This window comes from Mycobacterium sp. DL440 (assembly GCF_011745145.1).
In the GTDB taxonomy this organism is placed as follows: Bacteria; Actinomycetota; Actinomycetes; order Mycobacteriales; family Mycobacteriaceae; genus Mycobacterium.
The window spans coordinates 1432392-1451969 of sequence record NZ_CP050191.1 but is presented as its reverse complement, the minus strand read 5'-3'; the positions used below and the strand labels follow the sequence as shown (position 1 = coordinate 1451969).

At 64.6% G+C, this 19578-nt stretch carries 17 protein-coding genes; 3 read left to right on the top strand and 14 right to left on the bottom strand.

Features of this window, described 5'->3' with window-relative positions; translation table 11 throughout:
* Positions 1 to 57 precede the first annotated feature (57 nt).
* From HBE63_RS07180 to HBE63_RS07135, 10 genes are all read right to left on the bottom strand, one after another.
* Complete coding sequence (locus HBE63_RS07180; RefSeq protein ID WP_166904137.1) at positions 58 to 1704, bottom strand: GMC family oxidoreductase; 1647 nt, start codon at positions 1702 to 1704, stop codon at positions 58 to 60.
* 50 nt (positions 1705 to 1754) lie between these two features.
* Positions 1755 to 2303: a hypothetical protein gene (locus tag HBE63_RS07175; RefSeq protein ID WP_166904136.1), complete on the bottom strand. Its 549-nt coding sequence runs from the start codon at positions 2301 to 2303 to the stop codon at positions 1755 to 1757.
* Entirely contained in the window at positions 2300 to 3859 is a 1560-nt protein-coding gene (locus tag HBE63_RS07170; protein WP_166904135.1) for an MCE family protein, read from the bottom strand. The genes HBE63_RS07175 and HBE63_RS07170 overlap by 4 nt, the downstream gene beginning before the upstream one ends.
* Positions 3860 to 5128 carry an MCE family protein gene (locus HBE63_RS07165; RefSeq protein WP_166904134.1) on the bottom strand — a complete coding sequence of 423 codons (1269 nt, stop codon included), beginning with the start codon at positions 5126 to 5128 and terminating at the stop codon, positions 3860 to 3862. It abuts the gene before it with no gap.
* Positions 5125 to 6468: an MCE family protein gene (locus HBE63_RS07160; protein WP_166904133.1), complete on the bottom strand. Its 1344-nt coding sequence runs from the start codon at positions 6466 to 6468 to the stop codon at positions 5125 to 5127. The genes HBE63_RS07165 and HBE63_RS07160 overlap by 4 nt, the downstream gene beginning before the upstream one ends.
* Positions 6465 to 7562 (bottom strand): MCE family protein, encoded by a 1098-nt coding sequence (locus HBE63_RS07155; RefSeq protein ID WP_166904132.1) that lies wholly within the window; start codon positions 7560 to 7562, stop codon positions 6465 to 6467. Before HBE63_RS07155 ends, HBE63_RS07160 begins: the two co-directional genes overlap by 4 nt.
* On the bottom strand, positions 7562 to 8590 hold the full coding sequence (locus HBE63_RS07150) for an MCE family protein (RefSeq protein ID WP_166904131.1): 1029 nt from the start codon (positions 8588 to 8590) through the stop codon (positions 7562 to 7564). The genes HBE63_RS07155 and HBE63_RS07150 overlap by 1 nt, the downstream gene beginning before the upstream one ends.
* On the bottom strand, positions 8587 to 9744 hold the full coding sequence (locus HBE63_RS07145; protein WP_243858695.1) for an MCE family protein: 1158 nt from the start codon (positions 9742 to 9744) through the stop codon (positions 8587 to 8589). The genes HBE63_RS07150 and HBE63_RS07145 overlap by 4 nt, the downstream gene beginning before the upstream one ends.
* Positions 9745 to 10131: 387 nt before the next feature.
* A complete protein-coding gene (locus tag HBE63_RS07140) occupies positions 10132 to 11241 on the bottom strand; it encodes an ABC transporter substrate-binding protein (protein ID WP_243858546.1) in 1110 nt (369 codons plus the stop codon).
* 141 nt (positions 11242 to 11382) lie between these two features.
* Complete coding sequence (locus HBE63_RS07135) at positions 11383 to 12159, bottom strand: FadR/GntR family transcriptional regulator (protein WP_243858545.1); 777 nt, start codon at positions 12157 to 12159, stop codon at positions 11383 to 11385.
* A gap of 187 nt (positions 12160 to 12346) precedes the next feature.
* On the opposite strand from HBE63_RS07135, the gene HBE63_RS07130 reads away from it, so the two are divergent.
* Together HBE63_RS07130 and HBE63_RS07125 are read left to right on the top strand one after the other, a co-directional pair.
* The gene (locus HBE63_RS07130) at positions 12347 to 13345 is read left to right on the top strand and encodes a hypothetical protein (protein ID WP_166904128.1); all 999 of its coding nucleotides are present in this window, start codon (positions 12347 to 12349) and stop codon (positions 13343 to 13345) included.
* Positions 13342 to 14208, top strand: coding sequence for a hypothetical protein (locus HBE63_RS07125; protein ID WP_166904127.1), 867 nt, complete (start codon positions 13342 to 13344; stop codon positions 14206 to 14208). Before HBE63_RS07130 ends, HBE63_RS07125 begins: the two co-directional genes overlap by 4 nt.
* A 3-nt stretch (positions 14209 to 14211) precedes the next feature.
* Here the strand turns inward: HBE63_RS07125 and HBE63_RS07120 are convergent, their stop codons facing one another.
* From HBE63_RS07120 to HBE63_RS07105, 4 genes are read right to left on the bottom strand one after another with little or no spacing between them, the layout of a single operon-like run.
* On the bottom strand, positions 14212 to 15018 hold the full coding sequence (locus tag HBE63_RS07120) for an acyl-CoA thioesterase II (RefSeq protein ID WP_166904126.1): 807 nt from the start codon (positions 15016 to 15018) through the stop codon (positions 14212 to 14214).
* Positions 15015 to 16244 carry a CoA transferase gene (locus HBE63_RS07115; protein WP_166904125.1) on the bottom strand — a complete coding sequence of 410 codons (1230 nt, stop codon included), beginning with the start codon at positions 16242 to 16244 and terminating at the stop codon, positions 15015 to 15017. Before HBE63_RS07115 ends, HBE63_RS07120 begins: the two co-directional genes overlap by 4 nt.
* A 13-nt stretch (positions 16245 to 16257) precedes the next feature.
* On the bottom strand, positions 16258 to 18411 hold the full coding sequence (locus tag HBE63_RS07110) for a thiamine pyrophosphate-dependent enzyme (RefSeq protein ID WP_166904124.1): 2154 nt from the start codon (positions 18409 to 18411) through the stop codon (positions 16258 to 16260).
* Position 18412: 1 nt separating this feature from the next.
* A complete protein-coding gene (locus tag HBE63_RS07105; protein WP_166904123.1) occupies positions 18413 to 19186 on the bottom strand; it encodes an HAD-IIA family hydrolase in 774 nt (257 codons plus the stop codon).
* Between the two features lie 106 nt (positions 19187 to 19292).
* On the opposite strand from HBE63_RS07105, the gene HBE63_RS07100 reads away from it, so the two are divergent.
* Positions 19293 to 19550 carry a hypothetical protein gene (locus HBE63_RS07100; protein WP_166904122.1) on the top strand — a complete coding sequence of 86 codons (258 nt, stop codon included), beginning with the start codon at positions 19293 to 19295 and terminating at the stop codon, positions 19548 to 19550.
* The last annotated feature ends 28 nt before the right edge of the window (positions 19551 to 19578 follow it).

Here is a 19578-nt window from a genome sequence, read left to right as displayed (position 1 = left end):
GTCGCACCCGCACCGGATGCCGTGAGGCTGCCGAGGCGGCCCCACGGCTGACGGGCATCACACTCCGATGATCAGTTCGGCAGCTCGCTCCCCGATCATCATCGCAGCGGCGTTCGTATTGCCACCGACGATGCTCGGCATGATCGATGCATCAGCCACGCGGAGTCCCATCACGCCCCGCACCCGCAGCGCGGGATCGACAACTGCACGTTCGTCGGTACCCATGCGGCACGTCCCGACCGGGTGATACACGCCCGAGGCGTTTCGCCGCACGAACTCCGCGAGGTCCCCGCCGGTCTGATCCGAACCGGGCAGCACCTCGCGGCCCACCTCGCCCGCGATCGCCTGGTGCGCCAACGTCTCCCGGACAAGCTCCATGCCGGCCACCAGGGTCGCCAGATCGCGAGGCTCGGCCAAGTAATTGGGATCTATCAGCGGAGCGGTGAACGGATCCGTCGAGGCCAGTCGTACGGTTCCGCGGCTCTCCGGATAGATCATCGTCGGCATGAGCGTCAACGACGATGACGACTCAGCGGCCAGGTGTAGGCCCGGATCGTCCTGATTCTCGGGATAGCTCATCGGAAGGATGAACATCTGCAGGTCCGGAACACCAGTGCCCGTCCGCACGCCGCTGTCGACGAAAGCCACGGCCTCGAACAGAGTGTGCGCCAGATACGTCGACCGAGGACGCAGACATTCACGGACCGCTGCGCCGGCGAAACTGAACGGCGACGCACTGCGCCCACCGCGGGCCCGATAGGACATCGGCACAAACAGATGATCGTGCAGGTTGTCACCGACCGGCAGATCGGTGATCACCTCAATCCCATGCTCCCGCAAGTGAGCTGCATGGCCGATACCGGAGAGCATCAGAAGCCGCGGCGAACCGAGCGCCCCGGCGCTGATGATCACCTCGCGGGTGGCGCGCGCAGGCTCGATCGGTCGCCGGCCACGGCCCGCGACCAACTCCACGCCCACGGCGCGACCGCCCTCCACCATCACCCGGGTCGCGGTAGCGCCGGTAAGCACCCGCAAATTCGGGGGCGCGTCCGATAGATAACCGCGATCGGTGCCCACTCGACGACCGGCGCCAGCGCTCTGCTGTAGTGGCGCCACCCCGGTTTGCTGGGCTCCGTTGTAGTCGTCGTTCATGCCAACTCCGGCGGTCGCCGCCAGCGCGACCATGTAGCTTTCGGTGACGCTGGCCAGGCCCGCCGCCCGTTCGACCGCGATTGGACCATCACCACCACGCAGATCGCTGGGACCGTCCTCAAAGCTCTCCAGCCGCCGGAAGGACGGCAGCACCTCGGAGAATCCCCAGCCCTGCGCCCCATCGGCAGCCCAGTCGTCATAGTTCTGCCGATTGCCGCGGACAAAGGCCATCCCATTGATCACGCTGCCCCCGCCGAGTATCCGGCCGTGGGACTGCGGAAGCTTGCGGCCCTTCATGTGTGGTTGCGGCACGCTGTATGCGGGCCAGGTCACCAACCGCTGCAGGGCCGAAGCTGCGTGGATGGCCCCACACATGCCCGGCACCGTGACCAGCGGACCACGCCGCCGGCGTCCCGACTCGATCAAGGTGACCGCCGCGCCGGTGTCGGCCAGGCGCCGGGCGACGATCGCCCCGGCACTCCCCGACCCCACGACGACATAGTCCGCCGCCTCCAACCCGGCGGACGCCTTGGTCACCCGTGCTCGCTTCATCTCAAGACCTTTCGTTGACACATCACGTACGCCGCCGCGGTGGCGGGCGGTCACGGAATTCGGGTGAGTTGAAATGGCATCTCGACGACCAGCGGCCGGTTGATTCCACAGCCCCCGCTCGTCCCGACGGTGCGGTCCCAGCCGGAAAACGATCTCACTTCTTCGAAGCTCGGCGATCCGGACAGATCGGGCGAGAAGTACAACAACTGCTCGGCCTCTGCGGCGGTGCCATCTTGGCAGGGCTCCCACCGGTCGAGATGTCGCCGCACTGACCACAACCCGGCTGAGTCACATTGGATCGGTGCATTCCACCCTTCGCTGCTGATCACCTGGCCCGCACAGTCATAGGTCTCGGCACTGCACGTCGTGCTGATCGTCCAGGTGCTCGTCACGGTGGCTTCGTCGTGAAAGATTTCGTTGCTTTTCGCCCAAGTTCCGTCCGACACAGCGTGATAAGCGCCGTTGAGTGCGGGATCGCAGAACGCCGCAGCCGCGTTCGGGGCGGTCATCAGGGCAGCTATAGCTGCCGCGGCGAACAGTACAACGGTCGGTAGGGCGGTAGTCACCGGTTTCTGCGTCAGGGCTTGTGCCGACGTCACGGCTGCTCCTCCATCACGAGGTCTTTCCAGGTCGCTGCCTGTTTGGAGACAACGAGGTTGGCCTGTTGATAGGTCTGGCCGTCGGGTGCGACGTAGCGCCCGGAATTGGGGTCATAGTGCGCGAACGCGACTGTCGGCTGTCGTTGGATGGCGTTGCCGCCGAACGCGCTTGGCGCGGCCGGGACCGCACCGCCTGAGTCCGGCGACGGCGGTGGGGGCGCGAGGTCGGGTGCTGCGGGCGCAGGGGGCGGCATCGGCGTACCTCCGATCGGACCGTGAATGTGTTCGTCGTTGCCGACTCGAGCGTCGGGCGGTACGCCCTGGGCGATCAGGTTGGGATCCAGTGGGTATGGGCCTGTCAAGTGCTCGCGCATCGCCAGGGGCACATACGGTTTGTCGCTGTTACAGATCTCGACTGTGGGCGCCCGCTTGCCCGGCTTGGTCATGCAGGGGTAGTTCCGCGCACCGCGCACCGCGAGCGGCGAGTCCTGGGGCAGTTTGCAGTACAGACCGCTCGGGGTATCCACTTCGGAGGTGTCCTCGGGAGACCGCCATTGGCTGGGTGGCAGGAAGCCGACCGTGCACGACGGCGGATCTCCAAAGGACATGGTGAAATCGCCTTGCCCCAGCCCGGTCGGATTGTGGTCCGGTGCCGCCGACACGATGTTGGCGACGAAGGGTGGCAGCAACACCAAGATCTGTTCGAGACCCGGCCGGTAGGTGACGAGAATCTGTCCGATCGAAGTCAGGTTGGCCAGCAGCACCGGCAGTGTGGGCTTGACCTGTTCCAGGAGCCGAGCGGCCTCATTGGCGGTTGTGGGCCCATCTTGGAGCACCGTCCGGATCTGTTGATCGTTGTCGGCCAGGGTGGTGGTGACGTTCGCGAGGCCACGGGCCCAGGTCCGTAGATTATCGGTGGTGGCTGCCTGCGAATCGAGTAACGGCACCGAGTCCTGGATGAGGGTTCGGGTGGGGTCACGCACATCGTCCAGTCCGCCCGAGATTTTCGCTGATGAATCGATCAGGGATCCAAGGTCGTAGCCGACGCCGTTGAACGCTTTGAAGCTCTCGTCGAGCAGCAATCCAAGTTTGTCTTTGGGGATGCTCTTGATCAGCGCGCTGGTCTGGTCCAAGAGCGGCCCGACTTGCTGGGGAACGGTGGTGTCGGCCACAGCGATGGTCGAACCGTCGCGCAGGTACGGCGGTGCGTCAGAGGTTGGTTTCAGATCGAGGTATTGCTCGCCGATCGCTGACACGCTGCGGACTTCGGCCTTCAGGTTCGCGGGTATTTTCGGTGAACTGTCCAGCGACAGAGTCGCTTTGGCGCCCCGCGGAATGAGTGAAATCTCAGTCACCTTACCGACCTGTACGCCCCGGTAGGTCACGTTGGAAAAGCGGTACAGCCCACCTGTTCCCGGCAGTTCCACCGTCACGGTCATCCGCCCCACCCCCAGCAAGGTCGGTGCCTGCAGGTAGACAACAACCATCGTGACGAGCCCAACGATTGAGGCGATCGTGAAGAGCACCAACTGAATCCGGACCAACCGGGTCAACATCTAGTTACCGCCCTGTTCCGCCGGAGGAAGAGTCGGCGGCGAATCCAGCGGTGCTCTCGACGGAGACGCGGCCGCGGGTGTAACGGGCCCACCGGGGAGGACCACCGGCGGACCGACCGGCGGTGAGGGCGGGGGTAACTCGGTGCCATCCGGTGGTACCGCCAACGGCGCGCCCAGCGGATTGTTGGTGTAGTACCAGTCATAGCCGGGATCACCGGGAGCCGGCACCAGCTGTGCTCCATCGACACCCCAGCGGGTCCCCAGGAACATCCCGCGTTTCATTCGGGGAACCGTCAGGTCGGCGACGGCGAACAGATTCAGATAGTCACCCTTGAGGCCGCGGTCAATCACGTTCTGGCCGTACGGAAATACGGTGGCATACATCAGGCCGTCGATGACGCCCGGGCCCGCGTCGGCCAATGCGCGAATCGTGGGCTGTAGGTTTTGCAGGTTCCGCACCAGGTCGGCCTGCGTGTCGTTGACGAGGGCGGTGGCGGTGCTGCTGAAGGCCCGCAACTTGTCCAGCGCGGTGAGGATGCGCGGCTTCACCGCCAGGAGCACATCGAGTGCCGGGGGTAGCCTGCGCAGCGTCTCGGTGATCACCTCGCGCTGTCCGGCGAACGTGCCGGTCAACCGGTTGAGAGCATCGATCGAGGCGATGAGATCGCCGCGTTGGCGGTCCAGCACGCCGACGAACCGGTCGAGACGATTGATCAGGTCGCGAATGGCGTCCTGGCGTCCGGACAATGTCGCATTGAAGTTGTGAACGATGTCGCCGACCTGTCCCAGGCCGCCACCATTGACCACCGCAGACAGTGACGACAAGGTCTGCTCGGTCGACGGATAGGTCGACGATCGGTTCAAGGCAACGGTGGATCCCGATGCGATCTGCCCCAGCGGCGGCTGCCCGGGCGGTGGATCCAGCGCCAGGTGCTGTGATCCCAGCAAGCTGGTCTGCCCGACGGTCGCCACCACGTTGGCCGGGACGCTCACCCCATGTTCAAGCCTGACTTCGACGTCGGCGTGCTGGCCGCGCAGCGTCATCGTGCCGACACTCCCCACGACGACATCGTTCATCATGACCGGCGAATTCGATTCGAGCGTACCGACATTAGCGATTTCAACGTGGTAAACGGTGGCCCCGGCCCCATTTCCGACAGCGCCAGGAAGGGGCAGGGAGTTCACCCCGTTGAAGGCACATCCGGACAGGGCGAGGACCGCGGCGGTGCTGACGGCCACGCCCGTTCGTACTGGGTGCCAGCCGATCATGATGGGGGTGTCCCTTCGGTGGGGGGCGCGGGCCCGAGTTCTTCGGTCGGGGGTGGTGGTTGCATCGCAGGGGTGGGCAGCAACAGGTTCTCCACGCGCGGCACAGTGGGTGGCGTATGAGCCGAAACCGAAGGCGGCTGTTCGGCGGCTACGGGGGCTCCTCCGACCCCGCCGGGTGCCAGGGCAGGGTCGGTGTAGACAACGTTGCGCGGCGACGGAGCGAGCGCGGGGTTGATCGGGACAGGCAGGTTGTTGAAGTTGAGCTGGTCCAACGCCGGACCGAGGTACTGGGCGCACAGTTTCGCGGTTTCTGACGCGGTGGTGTTCTTGACTGCGCCGATGGCGGCACAGATGAACTGCACCGGGTTGGCGAAGTTCGTGAACGAAATCGAGCCGAGAATGGTGCCGGTGTCGGGGTTGTAGTCGGCGTAGCCGTTGGCGAGCGCAGTCGGTGTCACGTGAAGGAGCTGCTCGAGATCGTTGCGATGCTCGACGAGGTTGGTGGTGACATTGGCCAGGCGTTGGAGTTGTTCGCTGGTTTTGTCGCGGGTGCCGGCGATGAATCGTTGGACTTCGCCGAGCGCCGATGACAAATTGTCCAGGGCGGCGTCGAGGTCGGTGCGGTTGTCGTCGAGGACGCTGGTCAGCGTTGCGAATCGGCCTTGGAATTCCACGATTTGGGGGTTGGTGTCGCGCAGTACAGTGACGAGCGTCTGTAGGTTCTTGACGGTGTCGGCGATGTTTCCGCTGCCGTCGGCCAGGATCCGCCCAACGCCGGAGAGTTGGCCCAGCGTTTCGCGGAGTTTGTCACCGTTGCCGTTGAGTGCGTTGGCAGTGCTGTCGATGAACCGGGCGATCGCCGGAGTCGAAACGTGGCTGTCCGGGCCTAATTCGGTTGCCAGACGCATCAGTTGGGATTTCACTTCGTCCCATTCGACCGGGACGGCGGTGCGATCGATCGGGATCACTGCGTGGTCGACCATGGTGGGGCCGTTGGCGTGGGGGTCGCTCGACCGGTAGGCCGGGGTGAGTTCGACGTAGCGGGCAGCGAGCAGATTGGCGGCGACGATGACGGCTTTGGCGTCCGCTGGGATGGGCACGCCACGGTCGATGTCCAACGACATCCTCACCCAGCTACCCTCGGGTGCGATGGCAGTGATGGTGCCGACCTTGATTCCAGCCACCCGGACGTCGTCGCCCGGATAAATGGCCGTCGCAGAGGTGAAGTAGGCAGTCAACGTTTTCCCGCCAAAGAACGAGGCGTGCACCAACACTGCGCCCGCAGCGAGGGTCAACGCGATGAGTACACCTGCCAGCGAGGTGCGTCGGCGAGCGATCATGGCGGACCCCACCGTTCTTGAGGTTGCGGAATACCGTTGCGCGGGAACGGGAACTCCGCTCGGGGACCCGCATTATCGGGCGGCTGCCCCGCATTTTCTCCTCGGCGGAATCCGAAGGCATAGTCCAAGAACGGCTGTAACAGTTGCGGCATGCTCAGGTTGGCGATCTGGGCTTGGTAGTACGGGCCGCTGGATACCAGCTCACCGGTGCTGAGTTCGTACTGCGCCAATCCGGGCAGCGCCTTGGCAATGTTGTCGCGGTTCTTCTCCAGGACAGCGGTGACGGCGTTGAGCTTGTCGAGCGTGGGCGCCAGTTCGGCCTCGTTGTCGTGCACCAGGCCGGTGAGCTGGTTGGCCACTACCGAGGTGTTGGCGAGCAGTTCAACGATGGCCTGGCGCACTTCAACGAGGACGTCGAGCAATGCGTTGCCGTCGAGGATGAGGGTGTTGACCTGTTGGCTGCGCTCGGAGAGAACCGCACTGACATCGCCGACGTGTTTGAACAGCTCACCCAGAGTTTGGTTACGTGCATTCAGTGCCCGCGACAATCGGGTGAGCCCGTCGAAGGTCGATCCTAGATCCGGAGAGACTGCGTCGATGGTGGCCGAGAGGGCGTCGAGGGACTGGTTGAGCGTGCCGGTGTCTGTGCCGGCGATGTCGGTGGTGAGGTCACCTACGGCTTCTGTGAGTGAGTACGGCGAGGAGGTGCGGGCCGCTGGGATGAGCTCCAGGGGTCGCATCCTGCCGGGTCCGCGGGTGCTCAGGGTCAGCACCCGCTGTCCCAGCAGCGAACCGGTGCGGATGTGGGCGGTGGTTTGCGATCCCAGCGGAATTCCACTGCTGAGGGAGAAGGTGACCAGGGCCTGCCCATCGTGAAGCTCGACATCCGATACCGTGCCGACCTTCGTTCCCGACATCGTGATGTCGTTGCCGGTGGTTAATCCGCCCGCTTGATCAAACAGGGCCTGATATCGGATCTCGGTGGCGTAGGACACCAACTGCGGGGTCCGCAACCCGACGGCGATGACCAGAATGGTGATAACGAGGCCGATGATGCCGCGTCGAACCAACTGGGGTCCACGGTATTTCAGCATCAGTTGTCCGAGCACCTTCCCGTTTCTTGCTTCATCCAGGGGAAGACCGCCGTACGTCCTTCCAGATCGGTGACTCGGACTGCCACGCCACACAGGTAGTAGTTGAAGAAGCTGCCGTAGGCGCCCAGCCGCGCAAGCTTGCGATAGTTGTGCGGCATCCGCTGCAGTCCGGCGTCGAGATGATCTTTCTGCGTGTCCAGGTTTGAGGCGAGGCGGTTGAGTTCATCGACGGTGCCGGCCAGCGGCGGACGTGCGTGGGTGAGCAGATCGGCCAGCGACGCGGTGCCCTTGTCGAGGGCAGTGATCGCCTTCCCGACCGGATCACGATCTGCGGCAAGCTCACTGGCGAGCTGTTGTAGGCGACCGATCGTGCCGGCGAACTTTTCGCCGTCCTTGGCCAGCGTGCCCACGGCCGCGTTGAGGTTGTCGATGAGTTGCGCAACGAGTTGATCGTTGTTGGCCAGGTCAGTGGTGAACGACGATGTTTCCGACAGCAGCGAGTGCAGCGCGCCGCCCTGCCCTTGCAGGACCTGCAGCAACGACTGGGTGAGCGCATTGATGTCGTCGGGATTCAAACCCTGGGTCACCGGACGCAGGCCGCCCAGGAGTAGATCGAGATCGAGTGCCGGCGCGGTACGTTCGACAGGAATCTGAGCGCCAACGGACAAGATCGTGGTCGGCCCCGGTGCAGCGGCGAGTTCGAGGTAGCGATCTCCTGTCAGGTTGAGATAGCGCACCACCGCCCTCGTCCCGGTGGTGAGCACCGCAGTGCGATCGGCATCGAAGGTGACCAGCACCGTGGTGTCCGACCGGAGTGTGACGCTGTCGACCGTGCCGACCCGGATGCCGGCCACCCGCACCGAGTCCCCCGTCTTCAATCGGGAAGCGTCGGCGAAGACGGCCGAGTATTCCTGCGACGATCCGGTCCGGTACTGGCCGAAAACAAAGAACAGGCAGGTGGTCAGCACCGCCATCACAACGCCGAAGACACCGAACTTGAGCGCCGTGACCGTCGTCGAGCGCTTCATCCGGGTTGCCCGATTTGGGCGGAGTTGCGGGGTGGCCCGTCTATCGGTCCAAACAGCCGTTGCTTGAGCGCATCAGTGTTCAGCAGGATGCCTTCGTTGCCGTATCGAGCCGGATTGGTGCCGACGTCGGCGACGACGAACGGCGGCCGGGACAGATAGCGCACGTTCGGTAACCCAGCGACGCATTGTGGACCACCGGTCGCGGCGACCTTCGGCAGATCAATCGGGTACCGGTAGCGTTCCTTGCCCAGGACGAACCCTGCGTTGACCATGGCTCCGGGCACCTGCGGTTGCTTGATGTAGGCGGCTTGGATCAACCCTCCCATCAGGCAGTACAAGGCTTGGTTGTACTGGCCGGTCAAATCGGTAGTCGGTACTAGCAGACGCACAGCGTCGGTCAGCGGGGCGCGGTTGGCCGTCAACACGTCATTGCCGATACCGGCCAGCCCGATCACGCTGACCAGAAAGGCATCGAGGTTGTGTTGCTCGTCAACAATGCTCTGACTGATTCTGCTTGCGTTGCCGGCAGCGGTGAGCAGGTCGGGTGCCGCATCGGCATACGCATTGAAGACTGTTGGCGCAGTGGCCAAGTCGTGGCTCAGCGCCGGCAGTCCGGGTTCCAGCGTAGCGAGGTAAGTGTCCAGGTCCACCAGCATCTGGCCGATCGTCTGCCCGCGCCCATCGATGGCGGAGGCGATCGCGCCCAGTGTCTGGTTGAGCTTGGCCGGATCGATCGTCGACAGCACCGCGGTGAGTTGTTCGAAAACGGTGTTGACTTCAACGGTCACCCGTGCGGCGTCGAGCACTTGACCAGCAGACATCGTCTGCGATGACGGATCTGCAGGGTCGATGAGCTGAACGTACTTCGCGCCGAACACCGTGGTCGATGCGATGTCGACCCCGACGTTGGCCGGAATGTTGCGCAGCTGTGCGGGATCCATCGCCAGATGCAATATCGCGCGCCCGTCGGGCAACGTCTCCAGCGACTTGACCGCTCCGACTTGGACGCCCCGCAGTTTGACCTTGGCGTCGGGGTTCATCACCAGTCCAGCACGTGACGAGATCACCGTCACCGGGGCCGCCGAGCTCAGATCACCACGAAACAGTAGCGCTACCAAGGTGATCGCCAGCCCGATGATCAGCACCGTCAGCATTCCGGCTACCAGGCGCGGCCATGCACGTACGGTGCCATTCCCGTGTCGGCTCACGTTGCGGCGCTCCACAGCCCTCCACCCCTGATCACCCCGTGCAGATTCGCGTCCGTCCCGTGTTCGGCGATCTGAACGCCTCATACCTCTATAGGTATAACGCAGCGCGCATCCGGTTGTCTACCCCTTTGCGTGCAACGCTCGGCGACAACCACACAGTGTCAGCCACGTCTAATCCGCGATAAATACACAGTTCAAAGCCCTGATGGGCAGTCCACAATGCCCGCGAACGACTGGCACACCAGACCCGGACGCGCGACAAGTCCACCGAACCACCACCTCATCTCGATGGCCGAACGAATGGATATATATAGATGTATTCGGAACTTTTCGCTATGGCCGGACGGTTACGGGGCCCTCGATCGTTGCGTGCAGTACTGAAGCGCTGCCATCATCGAGCACTCTTCGCGCGACCAGAAATTCACTGCCGACCCAGCCGTGCCGGATGAACTTTCCGAACCTCAGTCGTGTCCCGGGGGCACCAGTCGCCGCAGGCAGCATCTTGATGCGCTCCAACGCCGCTTTGACAGCCGGGCCCGTCAACGGCCGAGCACCGGCAAGCGCGGTCATCATGAGCCGGCCAACGTCGTAGCAGTACAGGGGAAAGAAATACGCGGGACGCCGCCCGTAGGCTCGCTCGAAACGATCCAGGAACGCTTGCCCGGTCATATTTCGTTCGTCGTACTGATCAAGCCCGACCCAACCGGCGAGTTGCTCACGCCACCACGGCCCAGTGGCGGCGAATTCGAACGCGGTCGTCGTGTAACGCGGCGGCATCCAACCGATGCCCTCCAGCGCAGCGTTCATGCCGATGAGTCCCAGGCCGAAACCGACATGCATGATTGCGTCGGGCTTGCCTTCCGCCAGCGCGGACATCGCGGCTCGCTTGTCGAATTCAACCTGCGGAATCGCCACATCGCCCGTGATCGTCAACCCCGCGTGCCGACATGCCTCTCGAGTCGTTCTCAGGTATTCGCGGCCAATGAGACTGTCCTCGAAGGCAAGTCCCACGGAGCGGCACCCATCGAGTGCCGCGACGGCGGCCATGATGATCGGCTCTTCCTCCATGGATCCTGCCGGAAGCCCGAAAACCCACTCCCCCAACATGCTTTCCGACGCCGCCATCGTGATGATCGGTACCTCCGCAAGGTGTTCGACATACCTGCGCAGCGCGACACCGTTCTCCGACACCCACGGCCCGAAGATCACCAAAGCATCCGCTTCCACCAGCTCATAGAAAGCGTCGCGCACCGCACGAAAAGTCCCGTTCGGCAACCCCTGAACCGCACGTACGACGAATTCGACCGGCCGCTCGGATATTCCGTGCTCCAGGAATTCGTCAGCGACGAGTTGCAGTGCTGGAAGGATGTTCTCGTCGTACTTGCCGTCCTCATCCAGATAGTCGATGAGCAATCCGATGCGCGCCGGGGTCACGTCGGCCATAGAGCGTCTCTCCAGCATGTCGAGCGCCGGCAGAGCTCCGGCGAAACATCTGACAATTCGGGTCGATCAAAGCTAACCCACCATCAAGGCGGAGTCCAGAGAAACCTTTATATGTTTTTCGGGCCGACGTAGTGCCTGGTATCAGAGATGGTGGTTCACCTCGATCGTCGAACTGCCACGTTCCCCTAGCAGGGTCCGCCGCAGGCGGGCCATGTGCGCAGCACAGTGCGCCTGCGCGGCATCGCCGTCGCCCGCAGTGATCAAGTCGACAAGCTGTTCGAACTCGCGAATCGTGCGGCGCCGCGACGCGATCGGCTCCTGTTGACTTCGCGTAAGCACATCTGCCACCGCTGCGCGGGTGATCACCTCGTTGATCATCTCGCAGATCACGATGAGCGTTTGATTGCCGGCCAACTCCACCATGTCACTGTGGAATCCGACCATGGCGGTGGTACATGCCACGGGGTCCTGCACGGTGCGCTTCATTTCGTACACAAGCTCGCGCAATCGCTGAGCGGCACGCTCACGGCCACGTGACATGGCCACCATTCGCGCCAGTGCGGGTTCGATAACGGCGGCGGCCTCGAACACATCGGTCAGCGACACGCTGCGAGTCTGCAGCACCAGCGCGGCCGCTCGGGCGGTCATCCGTTGATCAGGGCGGTGTACGACTACCCCGCCGAGCGCGCCCCGCACCACCGAGATCAGGCCTTCGGCCTCCAGGATCCGCAACGACTCACGAAGCGACGGCCGAGACACGTCGAAGCGTTCCAACAGATCTGCCTCGGTGCCGAGCAGGTCGCCCTCGTCGAGCCCGCCGGAGATGATCAAGCCGCGCAACTCGTCGGCGATCTGTTTGGGCTTGCCGGGCGCTGGACCGCCGACCGATTTACTCTTACCTGCCATCGGCTTGGCCACTTTTCTCCCTACCGCCCAATCGATGTGGGCAACCACGTGAAGCAATGATCAAACGAGCCGATCGGCCGCGGCCCACGGCTTCCAGGCGTGCAACGACCCTTTACAAGGATACCTTTAGAGATTTAGATGTGGGCATGCCCGCCGACCTGATGTCAATCTACCAACCCAACACACGCGGTATCGCGTGATGAACGCACGCGCCGGCATCGAGTTCGCCGTGGCCACGCAGCCGCCGACGCTGGACCACTACCGCCGGGACTGGACACCGGGTCCTGGCGTCGCGCTCTCCGGCATGTGGATCGGCGCGGTGGTCGACGACGATGCGGGACAGACATATTGGGGACTACGCGGAGCCGATGACTTCCTCACCGGAATGACCCATGTGGTGTCACCGATCACGGGGTTCAAGAAGCTCCGGCCCACCTTCGAACCCGAGCAGCCGCATCTGTTCCCGGAGTACTCGACCATCGACTGGTTCGAGCCGATGGCCTATGCCGACGCCGGTGAGTCGGTCACGCTGAGCTATCCCAGCGGAAGCATCGCGCGCGACGCCGACGGGTTCCACTGGTACGACGCGAGCGGACGCTGGGAGATGCACGGCACCAATGTCACCGACGTATTCACCGTTCACGTTCCGGTGCAGGACGGTGTCTCCGAGCAGGTGTATTACCGTCACGAGTTGATGGCCGCCACCGGAATGATCGACGGTGCCCCCGTCTCGGGATACCTGCATCAGGACTATGCCTATGGGCCGCCGGGACGGGTGTACCCAGAGCTACCCATCGTTCGGCACCTGCAGGGAATGTGGGTGTCATGGATGCACGAGTACCCGGACGGACAGTGGGGCGGCGGCTGTTTCTGGCAGGGGCGCGAGGGAGTCACCTTCGGTCCCGGGTACCACGTCACCAACGGTGTCACCACCGCACACGACGACATCACGGCGACACCGGTATTCGACGATGCGAACAAGCTCACCAGGTTGGACGCCAATATCGGTTCAGACACATACACATTCACGTTCGACACGTCCGGCAGCTACATCCACTACTTCGGCCGTCTCACCGCCAGTTCGTCGGGTGAGGTTCCCACACGCAGCTGGTGCTGGGTCGAGTACGCGGGTGCGCTGCTCACCCCAGAAATCCTCGATATGGTGATGACGTCCTTCAACCTCGCGCGCGGACGGTGACCCAGGTCGAACCGCCCAAGTTCCATCTCCTGGCGGCAAATCCCGGCAAGCGTCGCACCGAGATCATCTATGTGGTGTGGTTTCTCATCACGGTTCCGTTGCAAGGGCTGGTGGTGATGAACCTCAGCTATGACCGTCCCAACGACCCCGCACTTATCGGCCAGGCGATCGTGATGGCGCTCGGCACACTCATCTGGCCGCTGGTGTTGCGGGCACCCGAAGACCGCGGACGCCCGCTGTCCGAGTTGTACGGCTTCAGGATGGGCGTCTTCCTGACCATCTGGGCCGTGCTGGGCGGATTCATCGGCACCGACCCGTGGTACGAGGTCCTACACGGCCATTTCGCCTTCAACACCGCCTGGAATCCCAATGGTGTACCGCTGTTCATGTTGCCCATGACCGTCAGCGTGTTCAGCTTCTACACGGTCATCTTGGGGACGCTCTACCGGATGGTCAGCCAGCTGCTCGACCGCACTGGCGGCGTGCTGGCCCGCGACTCAATGGCCCGTCACGCTGTACTGTGTCTGCTCCTGGCCGGCATCATGCCTCTTGGCGAAACGTTCGCATACTCCGGCTCCAACTATTGCTTCGACAACGACACCGGCATGTGGGGCCTGAACGTATTGGTCTATGGTTCATGGCATTTCGCGGCGCTACTGTTCTATACCCGCTGGGATCGTCTACCGGGCGAGCGCACCCCGCTGAGCGCCATCGCCATATCCGGGTTCGCCACCATCGGCGTCCTGATGGTGCTGATGGCGATCACGAAGACTTTCATCGCACCGCACTTCGTCGAAGTCCTCCACGGTGTGCGCCATCTCAACGACTGGAGTCCTGACAACTGCCTGGGACCGAAGCCGTAGCGATCAGTCGACCAAGCGCTCGGCGACCAACCCCTCCTGCACGAGGGTGGCGGCGACCGCGCCGTCGGCGCGCAGCAGACTCGACGTGATCAGCCCGCGACCCCGCGCGGCGGCCGGTGAGCGCGACTCCAGCAGATTCCAGTCCCCGGCCTGTACCGGACGGTGAAACCAGATCGACGAATCGGTGGTGCCACTGCGGTGGCTGCGCGACCGCATGCTGTGGCCGTGTACGGCCAACGCCGGATCGATCCCATACAGATCGGTGATGTACACCGCAATCAGCGTGTGCACCAACGGATCGTCCGGAAGTTCAGTGGTGACCCGCCACCACATCCGGCGCACGAACTCCTCACCTGAGCCGTCGTCGGCGATGCGGATGTCGAATTCGTCGAGCGGAAGGGAGGGCGCCGGTCCGGGCGGGCCGGTGCACGGCAGCACCTCGGGATCGTGCGGCATCGCGCCCAGGCCGTGGTCAGGCCCGGCGAGCGCTGTCGCGAACGACACCGTGGCCGTCGTCAGCATGCGCCCGTGCTCATACGATTCGACCCGTCGGGCCGACGCCGTGCGCCCGTCGTACACCCGGTGCACGCGGTGCTCGACGGGTTCCCCGGCGTCCCCGCCGCGCAGGAATTGAAGGTGCATGTTGGTCGGAGACCGGTCATCTCCCACGGTCCGGCAGGCGGCTGCCAGGCTCTGCGCTGCCAGCAGACCGCCGTAGGCGCGCTTGCCGGCCGGACCACTGGCCTGCCCGGTGAACACGTCGCCGTCCGCGTGCGCGCACACGTCCAACAGCGCCAAAAGGGTACTCACCGCTTGTCAGTACCTGTTGCGACGGTACCTGATCGGGTCAGGCCCGCGATCTCGTCGGCGCCCATCCCGAGGTGTTCGGCCAGAACGGAAGTGGTGTCATCACCGAGTGCGGGCGCGGCGACAGCCGGCGGATACATCCCCCCGATCGAGACGGGCAAGCCTGGCGCCAGGTAGGTGCCGATGCGGGGTTGCTCCAGCGGGGTAAACAGCGGGTTGGCGACCACCCGCTCGTCGACGGCAACCTCGGCGAAGCTCCGGTACCGCTCCCAGAGCACCGAGGTACCCGAGAGCGCCGCGCTGATCTCCTCGGCCGTGTGTTCGCTGAACCACAAAGTGAACAGTCCGGTCAGGGCATCCCGGTGGATGTAGCGCTGACCTTCGTCGCTGAAATCGGCACCGAATGCCTCGGCAAGGGCGGCAACGGCTTTGGTGGTCCCGGTGACCTCGGTGAGGTCACGGAAGTGTCGGCCGGTGAGAGCGACGAGCATGAACCCGACGCCGTCGCCGCTGGTGAAGTTCTGCCCGTAGGTGCCGTACAGCGTGTTGCCGAGGCGTTCGCGCCCGGTGCCGTTGATCATCACCTCGGTCAGGAATCCGAGATTGCCTGCGGTGGCGAGTGCGACGTTCTCCAGCGGAATGCTGATCCGCGCACCCTCACCGGTGGCATCGCGATGGCGCAGTGCGGCACTGACGGCCAGCGCCACGTACAACCCGCAGCTGACATCCCAGGCCGGCAGCACATGGTTGACCGGGGTGGCCAACTGCGCGGGCCCGGTGACCAGGGGGAAGCCCAACCCGGCGTTGACGGTGTAATCCACTCCGGTGCCGCCGTCGGCCCGCCCGGATACCTCGACGTGGATCAGGTCGGCACGCAACCCGGACAACACATCGTACGAATGCCATTGGCGTCCCGCCACATTCGTGATGAGAACTCCGGACTCCGCGACCAGCCGCTGTACCAGCTGCTGCCCCTCGGGCGAACGCATATCGGCGGCCAGCGAGCGCTTGCCCTTGTTCAGCCCGGCCCAGTAGATGCTGTCGCCGCCGTCGGTCAGCGGCCAGCGCTGATAGTCGGCAGCGCCGCCGATGGGGTCCACCCGAACCACCTCGGCACCCAACTGAGCCAGAGTCATGCCGGCCAGCGGCACGGCGACGAAGCTGGAGATCTCGACGATGCGCACCCCGGCCAGCGGACGGGTCGGGTCGGGCGTTACAGCTTCAGCCATGGGAGTCAAGCTATCAAGCCCGTTGGCCGACCAGTTTCACCGCGGCAGCCTCGATGGTGTCCTCGGACAACAGCACCTCCAGCGCGGCATCGCCCAGCGGGATGAAGCTGTCGGCACTGGACACCCGCTGCACCCGGCCGGCGAAGCCGTGGTCAGCGAGTTCGACCAGCACGCCTTCTCCCACACCCCCGGTGCGGCGGGTCTCGTCGACGATGAGCACCCGCCCGGTCGCATCCGCTTCGCGCAGCATGTCCTCGACCGGCAGTGGCGACAGCCAACGCAGGTCGACTACCCGGACGGCAATCCCAGCCTGCTCCAAGCGGCGAGCCACCCGAAGGCTCATCCACAAGCCGTTGCCGAACGTCAGGATGGTCAGGTCGGCCCCGTCGCCGTAGGTGCGGGCCTGCCCGATGCGCACCGGCCGCTGCGGGTAGGGCGCCAGCCACTGCTGGTCGCCGTCGGCGTAGAGGTCCTTGGTGTGGTACAAGGCGATGGGTTCAAGGTAAATACACACCGCCCCAGCAGTTTTCGCGGCGTCGACACAGGTATGCAGCATCGCCGCGGCATCGTCGGGACGGGCCGGCGCGGCGATCACCACACCGGGGATGTCGCGGATCGCTGCGATCGAGTTGTCGTTGTGGAAGTGCCCGCCGAACCCCTTCTGATATCCGAGACCGGCGATACGCACCACCATCGGGTTGCGGTACTGCCGGTCGGAGAAGAACTGCAGCGTGGCTCCCTCGCCGCGGATCTGATCGGCGGCATTGTGTAGATAGGCCAGGTATTGGATCTCGGGAATGGGCAGCAGACCCGAGACACCCGCGCCCAGAGCCAGGCCGAGGATGGTCTGCTCGTCAAGCAGTGTGTCGAACACCCGAGCTGGGCCGGCAGCGGCCTGCAGCCCGCGCGTCACGCCGTAGACTCCGCCCTTGCGCGCGACGTCCTCGCCGAACACGATCGTCTCCCGATGGCCCTGCAGGACTTGCTGCAGGGCCGCGTTGATGGCCAGCGCCAGGGTCAACGGTTCGCCGCCAGGTTCGCTCGGGGCGGCGACGCGGATCGCCCTGGCCTCGTCGAGCGTGCCGCGCAGTGGCCGCATGACAGCTGTCGCGCTGTCCAACTGCGGACAATCGCGGACCGCGCGGGCCAAGCTCATCACCTCGTCACGTTTGCACTCGTATCGGTCCAGCACCTGCTCAGGAGTCAGGATGCCATGGGCCACAAGTGTTCTCGCAGCGTTGAGCACCGGGTCACGGTCATAGTCGGCAACGATGTCGGCGGGCCGCCGGTAGGACTGCTCGTAATCGGTGCCGGCATGCCCCATCAACCGCACCATACGCAGATGCAGGAACGCAGGCTTGCGTTCGCGACGAACCCAATCGGCCGCGGCGCGTGCGGTTTCGAACGCGTCGACGAGGTCGCAGCCGTCGGCCGCGAAGTACCTCAGCCCCTCACGGCCCCGATAGGCGCGGGCGATCCAGCCGCGCGGCGTAGGCGTGCTGATGCCGATGCCATTGTCTTCACAGACGAACAGCAGCGGCATCGGCAGCCCCTGGTAGGAGGCATGCAGGGCCGCGTTGACAGCACCAACGGTCGTCGAGTGGTTGGCCGAGGCGTCACCGAAACTGCACACCGTGACCGCATCCTCCGGCCATGGGCAGGCCACACCGAGCTTGCGGGTGCGGGCGATCGAGAAGGCCACGCCGACCGACCGTGGCAGATGTGAGGCAATGGTGGAGGTCTGCGGAATGACGTTCAGGTCGTGACGGCCGAACACCTTGTGCCGCCCGCCGGAGATCGGTTCGGCGGTGGCCGCCACCAACCCGAGCAGCACGTCGCGCAGCGGATCGGCGCCGTCGACCTGAGCAGCGCGAGCCAGGTAGAAGCCGCCCGAACGGTAGTGCAACAGCGCAGGGTCGGTAGGACGCAGCGTCGCCGCCACGGCGGCGTTGCCCTCATGGCCCGACGATCCGATGGTGTAGTAGCCCCTGCCCTCTGAGCGCAACCACCGGGCGGCCAGGTCCAGATGTCTGCTGCCCAGCTGGGCATCGAAGAGCGCCAAGGGGTTCGGGATACCAAGCGCGGTCCCCACACTCGGCCCCGCCAGGGCCGATACCGTCGCAGTGAAGTACTCGTCGATGGGCTCGGTCCCCGAAACTCCGGCCATCTCAGATCAATTCGATGGCTTCTGCGATGGAAGGCAGCACCCGGCTGGGCCGGAACGGGTAACGCTCGATGTCCTCGACCGACGTCGACCCGGTGAGCACCAGGATGGTGTCCAAGCCCGCCTCGATCCCGGCCACCACATCGGTGTCCATCCGGTCCCCCACCATGACGGTGTTCTCCGAGTGCGCCTCGATCCGGTTGAGCGCGCTGCGGAACATCATCGGGTTGGGCTTCCCGACGAAATAGGGGTCACGCCCGGTAGCCTTGGTGATCATCGCTGCCACTGACCCGGTCGCGGGCAGCGGCCCCTCCGCTGACGGGCCGCTGACGTCAGGGTTGGTGGCGATGAACCGGGCACCGCCGAGGATCAGCCGGACGGCTTTGGTGATCGCCTCGAACGAATAGGTGCGGGTCTCTCCCAGCACCACGTAGTCCGGCGCGATGTCGGTCAGGGTGTAGCCAGCCTCGTGCAGTGCGGTGGTCAGCCCGGCCTCACCGATCACATAGGCCGAACCACCCGGCAGCTGATCGCTGAGGAATGCCGCCGTCGCCAGCGCCGACGTCCAGATCGACGCTTCCGGCACGATCAGCCCCGAACGCGCCAGGCGGGCGGCCAGGTCACGCGGCGTGAAGATCGAGTTATTGGTCAGTACCAGGAATGGCCGTTTCTTGTCGGCCAGGGTCTGCAGGAAGTCGGCGGCGCCCGGCAGCGCATGTTCCTCGCGCACCAAGACGCCGTCCATGTCGGTGAGCCAGCACTGGGCAGGTGAACGCACTCGTCCAGTGTCTCAATTTGCGCTGCGGCTCAGGGGCCAACGGAGTTATCCACAGGGCCGAGCGATGGCATGGCCCTCGCCTTGTCACGCCTTTACGATGGGGCGGATGGCAACTCCGGAGGACCTCGAAGCGCGCGTAGCCGCGCTGGAGGCTGATCGCTTCGACTACCGCGCGGTGCTCGCGGCGGTCAACGCCCTGGGTGCCAATCAACGCGAGCATGGGACGCGGCTGACCTCGGTCGAGGGACGACTGACCTCAGTTGAACGTGAACTCGCCGAATTCCGTCAGGAAACCGGCGCACGGCTGCGTTCGGTTGACGAGCACCTGGCCGAAATCAAAGACCTCATCATCGGCAAGCACTGACGCCGACGGCCCGGCCGTGCGGATTCCG